Raw genomic sequence first — 14613 nt, forward strand, 5'->3', positions numbered from 1 at the left:
CCTAGTATTTCCCGAATTCATGGTCGCTCAAGGCAATGCGTGGCTTCTGTACCCCGCCGCCTTTCGCCGGTTTTACTGATTTCGATTCGTAAGAACTTATTTCGGGCGTCATCTTATGAAAAGAAGCGCCATCATGACCTTTTAGGTGAAATTTAGCAATCATCCCTTTTAACAATTCAGCTTGCCCTGATAATTCTTCACTAGCGGCAGCGCTTTCTTCGGCTGTCGCAGAATTGGTCTGTACAACCTGTGATACTTGTTCAATTCCTTTGTTAATTTGGGCAATCGCCGTAGCCTGTTCGTTTGAGGCGGCAGCTATATCGCCTACAAGTCCGGCCACATTAGCTACATCATCAATAATTTCTTCCAAAGCACGAGCCGTATCATTGGCTGTTTGCGTACCATCATCTACATTTTTCACAGATCCTTCAATAAGTTCCGTCGTTTCCTTCGCAGCATTGGCGCTTCTAGCCGCCAAGTTGCGTACTTCTTCTGCTACAACAGCAAAGCCCTTGCCATGTTGTCCCGCTCTAGCCGCTTCGACTGCTGCATTTAGGGCCAGAATATTCGTCTGGAAAGCAATTTCATCAATTACTTTAATAATTTTAGAAATTTTGGCTGACGATTCATTAATTTCTTCCATAGACTTCAACATAAGCCGCATATGTTGATTGCCTTCATCCGCATGTTCTTTGGCTTTTAGGGATAATTCATTGGCTTTATTGGCATTAAGGGCATTGTCTTTCGTTTGACTAGCCACTTGTCCAATTGATACGGTCAGTTCTTCCACAGCGCTAGCCTGTTCAGTTGCTCCCTGTGATAAAGCCTGACTGCCGTCAGAAACTTGGCGTGACCCGGAAGCAACCTGATCAGAGGCGTGATTAATATCACTAAACACTTCATTAAAGGAATTGATAATTGAATTTAAAGCTGTTTTAATCTGTGCAAAATCCCCTTTATATTCGTTATAAATGACCACATCCAAATTGGAATTCGACATCTTACTTAATATGCGGGAAATTTCCTCGACATAACCAGAAATCGCATCAAGCGTCGTATTTAGGGCTGTTTTGATCTCGGCGTGATCTCCCTGATATTCCCCTGTCACCCGAATTGAAAGATTTCCTTCCGCCATTTCTTTCAAGACAGCTGCCGCTTCTTCGACTGGCGCTACAATAGCATCAATCGTCTGATTTACCCCATCAACAATACGCCGATACTCGCCCTGATGCTTCATACTGTCAGCTCGTGTCGACAAACGTCCAGCTAGAGCTGCTCCCACAAGAAAGTTCGCGTCAGTAGCTAAAGCGGCAATATTATCGGTACAATTTTTAAGACTTTTGCCTAACACGTCATCTTGCGAACGAACAACGACTTGCGCTGACAAATCACCAGCAGCAATCCGTTCCGCCGTAGCAGCAGCCTGCCTAACATGCTCTGCCAACGCATTTAGGGCCTTAGCTAAAATTCCCACTTCATCATTGTAATCATTTTGAATATGTACACCAATATTTCCTTGCGCTAACAGCTCGGCATTTTCCACAAGCTGATTGACAGGTCTACTAATGCTTCTAGATATAAACCAGCCAAATACAACAGCTAGAATGGCGATGACAGCTACCAAAGCTGTAACCATCGTAACAGCTTGGCGTGCCTCAGCAGCGTTTAAGTCAGCATTTTTCTTAGCAGATGCCACCTTCATATCAGCTAGTTTATCAAGCTGTTCTTGATACTGTTGTTGAACCTTAGCTCCCTCGCCATTCATAAACGCTCTAGCTGCGGCAGAGTTGCCGCTCATCACTAGATTTGTTATCTTTTCAACATAAACGGCGTAGTCTTTGCGAGCCTGAAGATACTTATCATATTGCGCCCGAATCTCCGCTGAAACAATTGTAGCCCCTACATCATCAGAATATTTTCCCATTTCCCCTCTAGCTGCGGCAATTCGTTTTAACAGTTCACTTCTCGCTTCCGGCGTCTCAACTAAAGTAAGTTCAAGCAAATCATTTCGTATTTGTTGAAAAACCCGGGTCATGTCTTGAAGCGTAGCAATCGGTACCGTTTGCTTCTCATACATAAAAGTATTGCGATTATCAAGTTCAGTAATCTTATAAATACTAAACAAACCAACAACAACTGTAAGTAAGGCCACCGTAATAAACGCAATGAGCAGTTTCGGCATGATTTTCAAATTGTAAAACCATTGCATATAAAAGCCTCCCTCTTTTCTCTCAAGTTATAATATTATGACAATTCTTGTAGAGTATGGATCTCGTCATTATTTAAAAGCTTGTCGCAATCAAGCAAAAGCTTTACTCCATTGCCGCTTTTTCCAATCCCCTTAATATAGCGGTTATGAAATCCTGTTTTTGTCGTTGGTGGTGTCACAATTTGATCAGCGGCAATTTCCGCCACCTCGGAAACATGATCAACAATTAGTCCGATCGAAACTCCCTGGATATCGATAACGATGATACAGGTACGGTCATGATAGGCACAAGGTTCCTTTTTGAACCGAAGTCTTACATCCATAACCGGAATAATCTTGCCGCGTAAATTAATAATTCCTTTTAAGTAATCAGGTAGTTCAGGTACCTCGGTAATCTCTTGAATTCCAATGATTTCTGTTACATATTTAATCTCAAAACCATACTCTTCCTTGCCAATTAAAAAAGTCAAATATTTGCCTTGTTGCGTATCTTCCCAAGTGAGCTCTTCGCTGTCGGTCATACATTTTTCACATCCTCTCCTTCAAGTTAGATATTCTGTCAAAATTTCATTGCTGTCTAAAATTAGGCTGATGCCGCCATCGCCAAGAATTGTACAGCCAGCAATCCCTCGTACCTTTTTTAAATAACGCGGCAATGCTTTCACAACAACCTGCTGCTCACCAATCAGTTTATCGGCAAATAGACAAGCTACTTTCGTATCATTTTCAATCATAATCATAATTCCCTCAGTCAACTTTGTAAGCGCATCGTGCCGTTTAAACAGACTATGAAGCCTAAGTACCGGATAACATTGACCGCGAATCATAATGAGTTCATGGCCAGAAGCATCACAAATCACTGCTTCAGGATCAGGTCGAAACGATTCTTTAATCGCGGTCGTAGCAATTGTATAGCGAGCCTTGCCAACGCCAATCTCAATCCCGTTAATTATTGCTAGAGTCAACGGAATTTTTACTGTAATTTCACTTCCCCGACCAAACTCGCTTTCAATCGTTATGGAACCACCAATTTTTTCAATATTCTTGGTCACCACATCCATCCCGACGCCGCGACCCGAGAATTCAGTCACCTGTTCTTTGGTCGAAAAACCGGGCAACAGAATCAGGGAAAAAACCTCTTTATCACTCATCTCTTGATCAGGCCGATTTACTAAGCCCTGTTCCTTAGCCTTTTTCAATATTTTTTCCCGGCTCATCCCTTTACCATCGTCACGCACCATAATCCACACTTCGCCGCCGACATTTTTGGCTTCTAACGTCAAGCGGCCTTGCTCATTTTTACCTGCCGCCAAACGTTCTGCCGGATTTTCCAACCCGTGGTCCATGGCATTGCGAATCAAATGCATCAAGGGATCTGATAAGTGGTCAATAATATTTTTATCAACTTCTGTTGCCTCACCAAGAATCTCCAAGTCAACATCTTTTTCCAAGCGCTTACTCATATCACGCACAATTCGGTTCATTTTATGAAACACAAGTGAAACAGGCACCATGCGAATCGACATGACTACATCTTGCAATTCATCTGTTAATTTACGCAATTGCCTGGCGGCTTTATTGAAATGGTCCAGCGACAATCCCGCTAAGTCAGGATTTTTGATGACCATTGCTTCAGAAATGACAATTTCGCCAACAATATCCATCAGCATATCAAGTTTATTTACAGCAACGCTGATCATATTCTGCTGTCTGGCTGTACCTTCTTTTTCACTGCGATCTCCCTGACTTACAGGAACGGTTTTCGCTGCTTTTTCCGGCTTTTCCGGTTCTTCCGATATTCTATCATCAAGCTGAATTACCGGTTTTGGCTCTATTAAAGCAGTAATTTCCGGTGGATAATGATCTACTAAATTCAGCTCAATTTTTCGCATAAAAGCGGTTTGACTTAAGAGACTTTCAATTTCTCCCTGCGGCGCTGTCGTAGCAAAACAAAGTAAAAAACCATTATCATGAATGATTTCGGCACTTTCCGGCTTATCGACAATTTCAGCCGGAATATGATACAGTTCAGAGACACACTCTTTGAGATTATGAACAATCATATAGGCTCGTACATTTTCCATCTGGCAATCTTCTTCAAAAAAAATACGGACAGTATACTTTTGGCTATCAGGCAGTCCCTTCGCTGGATAAGCGCTAATATAATACATGGGCTGTTTTTCTTCTTTTGGCGCAATCGGGGTTTCGTAACTATTACTGCCAGCTTTCATGGTTTCCAAAAAAGCCTTATTATTGGTAATCAATCCGTCTGCTACACCATCGGCTTTCTCGCCGCTGGCAATTTTGCCAGTTTCCTCTTTGATAAAGTCTAGGCCAGTAAGCACTAAATCTGATATAGCATCATAATTAATTTGAATATTAGGATTTTTACGAATAAAAAAGAACAGATCTTCCAAAGAATGCGCTAACCGCGAAACATCATTAAATAGCATCATCGCTGAAGATCCCTTAATGGTATGCATGATACGAAAAATTTCATTGATAGCTTCTTCTGTAAAATGAGCTTCCTTCTCACAACGGAGAATAATTTCTTCGAGCTGTTCCGTTAGTTGGCTTGATTCAAATAAATACATTTCAAGCATCGGCTCGCGGCCTATATCATCATCCGCCATTCTCATCGCCTCTTTTCTCAAGAAACCATCGTTTAATGAAACAAAACAGCTATACTTGCTCTAAGCCATTCTGCCAGATTAAAGCGACGTTCTTCCAAATTCCATCGCAACGTACCAGCATAAAGAGTCCCTAAAAACAAATCAGCAGCAGCCTGGGAAGTCATGGGAATTACCATTTCATTCCTGGCTGCTGCCTGCGTAACAAGATTCTGGAAGAGAACTTGACGTTTCGCTATCAGTTGATCGATGTTTTCTTTTAAATCGCTGTCATAGCGAAACAAGTCAAAAGAAAAAAGTATGGTACTTAGATAAGGCGTTTTTTCATAGGTCTGACCATACTGTTCCATGACATAAAAAATTCCCTTCTTACCTCGCAGTCCCTCTGCCTGTAGTGCTTCTTCGATTTGCTCATCAAAAGTCCGACAGCACTTCAACAGTTCAGCAATAATTGCTTTTTTGCCAGAAAAGTATTTGTAGATTACAGGTTCTGTCACAGCCTGCCTTCTAGCAATTTCTTTCGTAGTAAGTCCGTTGGTCCCCGCTTCCTCAAACAGCGCCACAGCCGCTTGTATGATTTTATCCCGGCGGCTTACTCTTTCCGTCCCATCATTCATAGGCACCTCTAGAAGGTTAGTCCTAACTTACCTACTTTCAATAGTAGCGAATCTTGCAAAAAGTGTCAATACTTTTTATGATATTTTTCTATTATTTATTTCTTTTTTCGACAAAATTGCGCACTTTCATGAAATTGCGCAGATCTTCTTCCATCGTGCCAATTAACGGTGGAATATCGCTAAATAAGCCACGCCGAATTGCTAAGGCAATTTTAAAAGCAAGGCTGCGAACTGTTTCAAATCTGCCTTTGTCAGCACTGCGCCGAATTTGGTCGGCGGCCGCTTCTAAACGATCTATATTTCCCGAGGCCAACAGCGACTGTAGTTGGTCAATTGCCTCAAACAAATCATACAAAATTTGCTGGACTTGTTCTTGCGATAACTTCACTTTCGGCTCGTGCTGTTCCCTAAGCCGTTTCTCGCGCCACAACAAAGCACTTGATTCCGCCAGATCTGATAAAATCATTTCCAGCCGCTCCATTGATACGGGTTTCGCCAAATACTCATCCATCCCTAGGGCAAGAAATCGTTCTTTATCGCCTTGCAGCGCATGAGCTGTTAAAGCAATAATGGGGACAGCCGGTATTTCTTGTTCCGTTTCATAGGCTCGAATCGCCAGAGTCGCCTCCATGCCATCCATTTCCGGCATTTGAATATCCATCAAAATAGCATCAAAATTTCCTTCTTTACGGCGCTGTAAAGCCTCCAAACCATTTCCTGCCACAATGACTTGATGTCCTAGCTCATTGAGAATCAGCTTTAAAACAATCTGATTCTGTAAATTATCTTCGGCTAACAGTATGGTTAAAGCTCGCTTCGTTTTAGACCGCTGCGGCTCCTCCACTACCACTGCCTGTTCGGACCGAATGCAGGGAATATGAAAAGAAAAGGTACTGCCTTGTCCTTTCGCACTTTCTACCGTAATGGTTCCCCCCATAAGCTCGACAAGCTGTTTCGATATAGCGAGTCCTAAACCGGTGCCGCCGTACTTACGCGTATGAGAGCCGTCAACCTGCGAAAAGCTTTGAAACAATAGTTTTTGTTCTTCCGCCGAAATACCGATCCCGCTATCAGTTACGGTAACAAGCAAATTGCACTGATCTATATCGAGGTTTTTACATTCAGCTGTTACAGTAATTTTCCCTTGTTCTGTAAACTTGATTGCATTTCCCAAAAGATTATTGAGAACTTGTTGTAACCGATGGGGATCTCCCCTAAGAGTCTGCGGTAAATTTGCCGCAAACTGATAGTAAAGGGACAATCCCTTACTTTCGGCCCGAGCTCCATGGGCCTTAATCACACTTTCAAAGGTATCGCGAACCGAAAAGTTCACGTTTTCTAACGTAACTTTACCTGCTTCCATTTTAGAAAAATCAAGAACATCATCAATAATTTTGAGCAAAGAATTTGCACAAGTCTTCGCAATGGTCAAATTCTCTTTTTGGTCGGCACTGGGATTTCCTAATAGAGTCAGTTCAATCATCCCCAAAATTCCATTTAAGGGAGTGCGAATTTCATGACTCATATTGGCTAAAAATTCGCTTTTAGCCCGATTGGCTGCCGTTTCGGCCGCAATCGCCTTCTGTTTCATCAGCTCAACCTTGCGTCTTTCCGTAATATCACGAATAATGCTGACAATCATGCGGCGACCGCTAAGCTCCGTTCCCTGAGAGCTGACTTCGATGGGAAACGATTCGCCATTTTTCTTATAATGTATCGCCTCAAATAGCAGCCCGTGTTGATCTGACTCTTCAATTTCTTTAAGAATTTTTTCGTAATCTGCTGGTTTCGACTGACGTAAATCAAAAACAGTTTTGTCTAAAAGCTCTTCACGGCTGTAGCCGTACACTGATAAGGCTGCACTATTCGCATCAATAATCCGCCCTTGACTGTCAGTGAACAAAATGATGTCACTAGCCTTTTCCGCCAAAAGCTCATAGCGCTTTAAACCTTCTGTCGCATTTTTTCGTTCCGTAATATCATGAACTGAGCCAATATAACCAGCAAAAACCCCATCAAGACCGCGAAAGGGTTTCCCCATATCGAGAACCCAGCGATACTCCCCATCATAGCGCAAGCGGCGGTATTCGATTTCAAAATCCTGCCGCGCGGCAAAATTTTGCTGATAGGTCAGAATACAGCGGGCTCGATCAGCAGGATGTATGTCAGCGCTCCACCCATCGCCTCTTTCCTCCTCGAGATTCTTGCCAGTAAAAGCCAGCCAGCTCTTATTGAAATAATCACATCGTCCGTCTGGCCCAGAACGCCAGATCAGTGTCGGAAAATTCTCAAAAAACGTAAGATACAAATTCCAGTATTTCATCAAATCGGCTTCGATTTCCTTATGCTTCGTAATATTCTCAATCGAAACAAGAGCCTGCCGTTCATTCCATTTTAGTTCAGTAATATTGATTCTAAGCCAGGGCGAACTCTTACAGCCAGGCCGTTCAATCCGCAGCTTCAATTCAATATTATAGGATGGACGATTTTGGGTAAAAAGTTTCTGCACCAGTTCTGGCAGCAGTGACGCAACTGTCTGTTCGCGCTGTTCGCCCGTTTCCCCAACTTCGTCTTCTACTGCTTCAAACAGAGAGGAAAAAGGCCTGCCGATAATCTGCTCGTCCGCTTCAACTTGAAACAACGTTAAAAAATTATGATTCACAAAAACAAGTTCACCTTTATCATTCATTACAGCAAGCGCCGGAACAGCAGCGTCAAATAAGGCTTGAATGTGCTTCTTCTCAGCAAACAAAGTATCTGGAGCGACCCCTTCTTGATTATGCAGCATCTTTTCTTCCCTTTCCTCTCCGCAAAGTAATTCGCTAAGCGCCTGAATTTACCGCAACTTTTCGGCGAAAGTAACGCCAAGCTACAGCAAGGCCAATCGTAAATAATAAAGCGCCTGTAAATAAAAAGACCGGACGAATTCCTACCCAAGAACTTAAAAAACCGCCTACTAGCGGTCCCAGCATGGAACCCAGTTGATTGGCAGTAGTCGTTAGACCAAAAATCCGACCTTGGAATTCCTTCGGCGCTGAAGTAACGGCAATCGTATTAATCGCCGGAAATACGCCTACAACAAACAAACCAAATAAAAACTGCAGACAAGCAAATTGATAGATGGTTGCCGCAAAAAACTGACTCGCATTAAATAGACCGGCGCCGCAAAAAGTAAGAAATAATACCCGCAAAAAGCCGCTTCTCTGACCGATTTTACCCCAAGTCGGCGCGGCAATCGCGCCAGCAATACCTGCAAGGCTATAAACAATACCGGAAGTTAGCACAGCGCCTGATAAACTACCTTGCAGCTCAACCACATAGAGAGTCAACAGTGGCTGCAATACCATGGTCACCATCTGTACTAACAGCAGCAAAGCCAAAACCTTGAGCAACCGTCGATTACTTACAGCCGTTTTTAAATCATCAAGAATCGTACCGCCTGACGGAGCCTTGCTCATCGACGGCTCAGTTACTAAGAAAGCGACCGACAGTGTATCAAGAAAAATAATAACAGCGGCAATGACAAAGGACATGCGCATTCCAAAAAAATGCGATAAAAATCCGCCTAGTAAGGGGCCAATGATGCCGCCGCATAGCAGCGCTGTCTGCATCACTCCCATACTAGAGCCAAGCTTGTCGCGCGGCGTTGTCCCCGCTACAATCGCCATAGCCGCCGGTACAAATCCGTTCGCAAAGCCTTGCAAAATCCGGACAATCAGTAAATCAATCGGCCCTCGTACAAAGGCGCCCATAAAATAAACAATAGCCAGACAAAAACCAGCTCGCAATACCATGCGGCGTTTTCCTGTCTTATCAGCTCTTCTTCCCCAGTAAGGCGCCATAATCGCCGCTACTAAAAAAGTAACAGAAAATAATAGCCCTGACCACAAATTCACCTCAGCGCTGTCAACGCCGATATCTAATAAATATAGCGGCAAAAAGGGAATTAACATCGTATAGCTAGAGCCTGACAAAGCTACGCCTACAGCTAACGCCCACAAATTTTTACGCCATAATACCATCCAATTCCCCCAAATCCGGCTAAAAGGTTTTCGTCGTCTTCTATATTGTAACATATAAAAATCCGACAAGAAAATACAAGGAGCAAACTTTATAAAACAGTTTGCTCCTTGTAAAGCCAGCTTGAAATTATAAAAAATAACTTTTAAGCAAAGTTCTGCTCCGTTCTAGCAATAATTTCATCTTGCAGCGCTTTATCTAGATTACGGAAGTGATCACTATAACCAGCTACACGCACAATCAAATCTTTATATTCTTCCGGTCGCTGCTGCGCTTGCAGCAACGTTTCCCTGTCAATGACATTAAATTGAATGTGATGACCATCTAAATTAAAGTAGGCTCGAACCAGCGAAGCCATATTACTAAGACCTGCATCGCCTTTTACTACAGCAGGGGTAAACTTCTGATTCAATAGAGTTCCGCCTGTCTTAATATGATCCATTTTTGCCGCCGACTTAATGACTGCAGTTGGTCCCTTGCGATCAGCCCCCTTCTCAGGCGAAATTCCTTCCGAAACAGGCTTGTAAGCCTTACGTCCGTTGGGCGTAGCGCCAAGAACCGAACCAAAATAAACATGACAGGTCGTTGGCAGCATATCAATCCGATATAAACCGCCTTTGCGATTTTTCCGACCTGTCACGTCATCATGAAAGGCATTAAAGGTTTGCACCATAATCGCATCAGCATAGTCATCATCATTGCCGTATTTAGGCGAACGGTTCGCTATAAGATGGTAAATCCGATCATAACCAACAAAATCGCCAGCCATAGCTTCCAGCAGTTCCGTCATCGTAAAGCTCTGCTTATCAAAAACGTGATGGGAAATAGCCGCCAAACTATCAGTAATTGTGCCAATGCCAACACCTTGAATATAATTTGTATTATAGCGAGCGCCGCCTTCATTATAGTCTTTTCCTGCAGCGATGCAGTCACTCGTAATGACTGATAAGAAGGGAACAGGCAAATATTTAGCATAAAGCGCTTCAATCACATGATTTCCTTGAACCTTAATATCAACAAAATGATGCAGTTGCTTCGTAAACGCGGCAAAAAGCTCCTCATAAGAAGTGAACTCGCGGGCGTCACCGGTCTTAAGGCCAATCTGTCGGTTTGCTATAGGGTCAAAGCCATTGTTCAATGTAACTTCAAGCACCTTCGGCAAATTGAAATATCCTGTCAAAATGTAGGCCTCTTTACCGAACGCGCCTGTCTCTACACAGCCGCTGGCGCCGCCAGCTCTCGCATCGACAATCTCTTTACCAGCGCGCAGCAACTCAGCGATAATCGCCTCTGTATTGTAAAAGGCCGGTTGCCCCCAGCCCTTACGGGAAATGGCACAGGCTTTCTGCAAAAAATCGGCAGGCGTTTTTTTACTGATTTGAACATTGGAGCTTGGCTGCAACAGCTTCATCTCATCCATAGTTTCTAAAATAAGATAAGACACTTCATTGACGCCATCAGCGCCATCTTCGCGCACGCCGCCTGTATTCAAATTGACAAAATCCGTATAAGTGCCGCTTTCTTTTAGCGTAATGCCAACCTTAGGCGGCGCTGGCTGATTATTAAATTTAACCCACAAGCACTCTAGCAGTTCTTTCGCCTGCTCACGTGTCATGGTTCCTGCGGCAAGTTCTTGTTGATAGAAAGGATATAAATGTTGGTCAAGTCGCCCGGGGCTCAGTGCATCCCATGGGTTAATTTCTGTTGTAACACCGATGTGAACAAACCAGTACATTTGAATTGCCTGAGCAAAAGTCTCGGGCTTATGAGCTGGCACAACAGCACAATTGGCAGCAATCTGCAGAAAATCGGCTTTTTTAGCTGGATTGCTTTCCTTGGCAGCTAATTCCTTGGCGTAGGCTTCGTAGCGTTTACCATAAAGAATAATAGCATCACAGCAAATAGCCATGGCCTCGAGCTGCGCTTTTTTATGCAGTGCTTCGGCATCATTCAAAATATCGAGTTTTTCCAGTTCAGCGGCAATATCTGCTTTAAAGTCGAGAAAGCCTTTGCGATAAATCTTACCATCCGCTACAGTATGTCCCGGACCGCGTTGTTCCATAAACTCGGTAAAGATGCCGCTTTCATAAGCGGCCAGCCACTGGGGCGTCATTTGTTCTAAAATCTTCTTACGCATCGACCGATTCTGCCAAAACGGAATCACCGTATCAGCCTGAATACGTTTCGCTTCATCACTTACCTTAAAAAAGATTTTTTCTCGTTCGTCCATCACGGAAAAGTCTTCCAGGGTATGACAGCAAAGTTCGGGAAAGGTAGGCGACGCCTGGGGCTGATCGCCTTTTTCCCCCACAATCAACTCCCCATCATTAATGCAGAGGGTTTTCTGGGCCATAAGTTCTTTAAAGACAAGCGCCCTAAGGACAGGAGTAGAAACTGCGCCTAAATACTTCTCATAGGCCTTTGTAACAATGGCCGCCCGCTCAATCGATAAAGTGGGTACTGTTGTTACGCTTTGTTTCCTCAATTTTCTTACTCGGTCATTCATCCCGCGTTCTTCCACCTGATTCATCCTCCAATCTGTACTGTCTGATGAGCCGCCTGAAACAAAGCGGCTAAGTTGCTTAAATGAGCCTCGCTTGGCGCCGTAAAATTCTCGCCTTCATAAACCTTACCTAATTTTTTATATTTAACTTTGCCTATGGCATGATAAGGCAAAAGAAAAACCTTCTCGATCGACAGAGGTTGAATAAAGCGAATGATTTCAAGCATCTGTTCTTCACTGTCATTTACACCGGCAATAAGGGGCAAACGTAACCATAAGGGCGCTCCTAATTGACTAAGTAGCTTGAGGTTTGCCAAAATTTGTTCATTGCCACTGCCTGTATAGCGGCGATGCAAGCTAGAATCCAGACATTTTAAATCGTAAAGAAAAACAGCGGCTTTTGGTGCAATTTCGATCAAATGCTCTGACGGTACAAGACCGCACGTATCAATCGCTACAGAAATACCGCGTTGCTGGCAAGCGGTAATCAGCTCTCGGCAAAAAGCAAACTGCATCAAAGCTTCGCCGCCCGAAAGAGTAACACCGCCGCCTGATTCTTCATAAAAGGCGCGATCCTTTTCAATTTCACTAAGAATCTCTGTTAAACTGTAGCTCTTCCCGGCAAAATCTCTCGCTTCATAGCAGCAACTATCAAGGCATGCTTCACAATCGGTGCAGCGACTTGGATCATAGCTAAAATGTCCGCTCGCTTGCTGCAATGCGCCGGTCGGACAAGCAGCCGTACAGGCGCCGCAACCACTGCACTTGTCTTGCTGCCATAAAATTTCTCGGGAATACGATTGACTCTCCGGATTGTGGCACCAGAGACACTTTAGCGGACACCCTTTAAAAAAGAGCGTTGTGCGAATCCCCGGGCCATCATGAGTACAAAATTTTTGTATGCTAAATAGCATCGCTTTTGGCACCATCATTGCCACCTTCTTTTATCCTGCAAACGGGTTTGGTGAGCTCACAACAAGCAATCGCACCATTTTGGTTGTATAATTTGCCCAGTTATGAACTGTAGAAGAATTATAGTGGGCGCTATCGCCTGGAAACAATTCAATTTGCTCATCATTAATAAATAAAGTCAGCGTACCTTCTAGCACATAAATAAATTCTTCCCCTTCATGGGCGTATTGGCTGATATCTTCCTCTGAATTAATTGGCAAAAGTTCAATGAGGCGCGGCAGAATTTGACTGCCAGTTTGGCCATTGTGAAGATGATAATGAATAAATTTCGAATTAATCACTTGAAAAACTTCTTTTTCATAACTACGCATAACATAGCCACGCGTCCTGTTTTGACTACTGAAAAAGTAGGAAAGTTCTACCTCAAAAGCTTCCGCTATTTTCTGCAACGAATCGGTAGCAATATTTGTTAAACCCCTTTCTAGCTGTGATAAAAAACCAATCGAAAGAGTCGTCTTTTCCCCTAGTTCTTTTAATGTTAATTTTTTTTGTAGACGCAGTTCTTTTACTTTTTTTCCAATATCTTTATTCATAGTATGACTCTCACTTTTTCTAAAATTATAAGTTCATTGCTGTACTGGTATGATACTTATTCTTGTTACATTATAACAACTTCTCGGATTTTAATCTACCTATTTTTAGTAGAATATAAATATATTTCATTATAATGAAAATACCACTTACTTGCTCTCCCTAACGAAAAGAAAAACAGGATCTCGGGGTCCTGTTGCCAGTTCCCAAAGATCCTGCTTTATCAACGTATTATTTGTACTTTTTCCCTTAGCCGATTTTTGCTACATGCAGTACTTTATAACCTTTTGCTTCTAGTTTTGCTGTAAGCGTCGTCACATCATCTACATCAAAGCGGATAATATCCTGCGCATCGCCGCCATCGCTATTTAACAAAACAAGGCTGCTAATATTAATCCCTAACTCTTGAAAGACTCCCGTGATTTCATGAAGTACGCCGACTTTATTTGGTACACCAATAGTCAGGCGAGTTTTCCCTTCAGCTAATCCCATTACATCAACAAAACATTTGAAGATATCGGTCTCCGTAATAATACCAACAACAGCTCCATTTACATCCACGACAATAAGGCCGCCGATTTTCTCCCGGTACATAATCAGAGCTGCCTCTTCAATGGTTGCATCAGCAGCAATTGTAAGCACATTTTTCTTCATAATGTCGGAAATTTTCATCTTCGCAAGCAGGTAGTTGAGTTCATGAACTGATAAAGTCGTAGCTGGCGATGCCGATACTTCCCTTAAGTCACGGTCTGTAACAATCCCCACGAGCTTTCCGTCTCTTACAACAGGCAGACGGCGAAACTTATGAGTTTTCATGAGTTCTTTTGCTTCCAATACAGGTGTATCCGGTGTAACAGTAACTGGACTTTCCGTCATTCGAGTTGCTACAAACATGAATACCACTCCTTAAGATTGATAGCCAAATTAAATCTATACAAAAACAAATCCATGTGGTTCGTCTTTAGCCGCCGAGATAAGCCTTGCGGACTTCTTCACTAGCAGCTAATTCCGCCGCCGGACCAGACAGTGTGATTCTGCCTGTTTCCAATACATAAGCATGATGCGCAATCGATAAAGCCATATGTGCATTCTGTTCTACAAGCAGAACCGTCGTTCCTGTCTTATTGATCT

The 14613-nt window shown here is 43.1% G+C and carries 10 protein-coding genes and 1 pseudogene; all 11 read right to left on the reverse strand.

Annotation, left to right across the window (positions count from 1 at the left end; translation table 11 throughout):
* Window position 1 precedes the first annotated feature (1 nt).
* A complete protein-coding gene (locus AC0NJP_RS16530; protein WP_474700496.1) occupies window positions 2-2209 on the reverse strand; it encodes a HAMP domain-containing methyl-accepting chemotaxis protein in 2208 nt (735 codons plus the stop codon).
* A gap of 35 nt (window positions 2210-2244) precedes the next feature.
* Window positions 2245-2730, reverse strand: coding sequence for a chemotaxis protein CheW (locus AC0NJP_RS16535; protein WP_474700497.1), 486 nt, complete (start codon window positions 2728-2730; stop codon window positions 2245-2247).
* A 21-nt stretch (window positions 2731-2751) separates the two neighbouring features.
* Complete coding sequence (locus AC0NJP_RS16540; RefSeq protein WP_474700498.1) at window positions 2752-4842, reverse strand: chemotaxis protein CheW; 2091 nt, start codon at window positions 4840-4842, stop codon at window positions 2752-2754.
* A 32-nt stretch (window positions 4843-4874) separates the two neighbouring features.
* Complete coding sequence (locus tag AC0NJP_RS16545) at window positions 4875-5456, reverse strand: TetR/AcrR family transcriptional regulator (protein ID WP_474700499.1); 582 nt, start codon at window positions 5454-5456, stop codon at window positions 4875-4877.
* A gap of 91 nt (window positions 5457-5547) precedes the next feature.
* Window positions 5548-8244 (reverse strand): PAS domain-containing hybrid sensor histidine kinase/response regulator, encoded by a 2697-nt coding sequence (locus AC0NJP_RS16550; RefSeq protein WP_474700500.1) that lies wholly within the window; start codon window positions 8242-8244, stop codon window positions 5548-5550.
* A 34-nt stretch (window positions 8245-8278) separates the two neighbouring features.
* The gene (locus AC0NJP_RS16555; RefSeq protein ID WP_474040055.1) at window positions 8279-9478 is read right to left on the reverse strand and encodes an MFS transporter; all 1200 of its coding nucleotides are present in this window, start codon (window positions 9476-9478) and stop codon (window positions 8279-8281) included.
* 143 nt (window positions 9479-9621) lie between these two features.
* On the reverse strand, window positions 9622-11997 hold the full coding sequence (gene hypD / locus AC0NJP_RS16560; RefSeq protein WP_474700501.1) for a trans-4-hydroxy-L-proline dehydratase: 2376 nt from the start codon (window positions 11995-11997) through the stop codon (window positions 9622-9624).
* A 5-nt stretch (window positions 11998-12002) separates the two neighbouring features.
* Complete coding sequence (locus AC0NJP_RS16565) at window positions 12003-12911, reverse strand: glycyl-radical enzyme activating protein (protein WP_474700502.1); 909 nt, start codon at window positions 12909-12911, stop codon at window positions 12003-12005.
* 12 nt (window positions 12912-12923) lie between these two features.
* Window positions 12924-13484, reverse strand: coding sequence for a helix-turn-helix domain-containing protein (locus tag AC0NJP_RS16570; protein WP_474700503.1), 561 nt, complete (start codon window positions 13482-13484; stop codon window positions 12924-12926).
* A gap of 247 nt (window positions 13485-13731) precedes the next feature.
* A complete protein-coding gene (locus tag AC0NJP_RS16575; protein ID WP_474040059.1) occupies window positions 13732-14376 on the reverse strand; it encodes a CBS and ACT domain-containing protein in 645 nt (214 codons plus the stop codon).
* Window positions 14377-14443: 67 nt separating this feature from the next.
* Window positions 14444-14613 (reverse strand): annotated as a pseudogene (locus tag AC0NJP_RS16580) (ABC transporter ATP-binding protein); the annotation flags it as partial.

This window comes from Pelorhabdus sp. sgz311002, assembly GCF_056134285.1.

Bases quoted from the DNA above. Each gene is read 5' to 3' on its own strand.
- AC0NJP_RS16555 (WP_474040055.1), bottom strand. From the start codon at position 9,478: ATGGTATTATGGCGTAAAAATTTGTGGGCGTTAGCTGTAGGCGTAGCT.
- AC0NJP_RS16540 (WP_474700498.1), bottom strand. From the start codon at position 4,842: ATGGCGGATGATGATATAGGCCGCGAGCCGATGCTTGAAATGTATTTA.
- AC0NJP_RS16570 (WP_474700503.1), bottom strand. From the start codon at position 13,484: ATGAATAAAGATATTGGAAAAAAAGTAAAAGAACTGCGTCTACAAAAA.
- AC0NJP_RS16530 (WP_474700496.1), bottom strand. From the start codon at position 2,209: ATGCAATGGTTTTACAATTTGAAAATCATGCCGAAACTGCTCATTGCG.
- AC0NJP_RS16535 (WP_474700497.1), bottom strand. From the start codon at position 2,730: ATGACCGACAGCGAAGAGCTCACTTGGGAAGATACGCAACAAGGCAAA.
- AC0NJP_RS16550 (WP_474700500.1), bottom strand. From the start codon at position 8,244: ATGCTGCATAATCAAGAAGGGGTCGCTCCAGATACTTTGTTTGCTGAG.
- AC0NJP_RS16565 (WP_474700502.1), bottom strand. From the start codon at position 12,911: ATGATGGTGCCAAAAGCGATGCTATTTAGCATACAAAAATTTTGTACT.
- AC0NJP_RS16545 (WP_474700499.1), bottom strand. From the start codon at position 5,456: ATGAATGATGGGACGGAAAGAGTAAGCCGCCGGGATAAAATCATACAA.
- AC0NJP_RS16575 (WP_474040059.1), bottom strand. From the start codon at position 14,376: ATGTTTGTAGCAACTCGAATGACGGAAAGTCCAGTTACTGTTACACCG.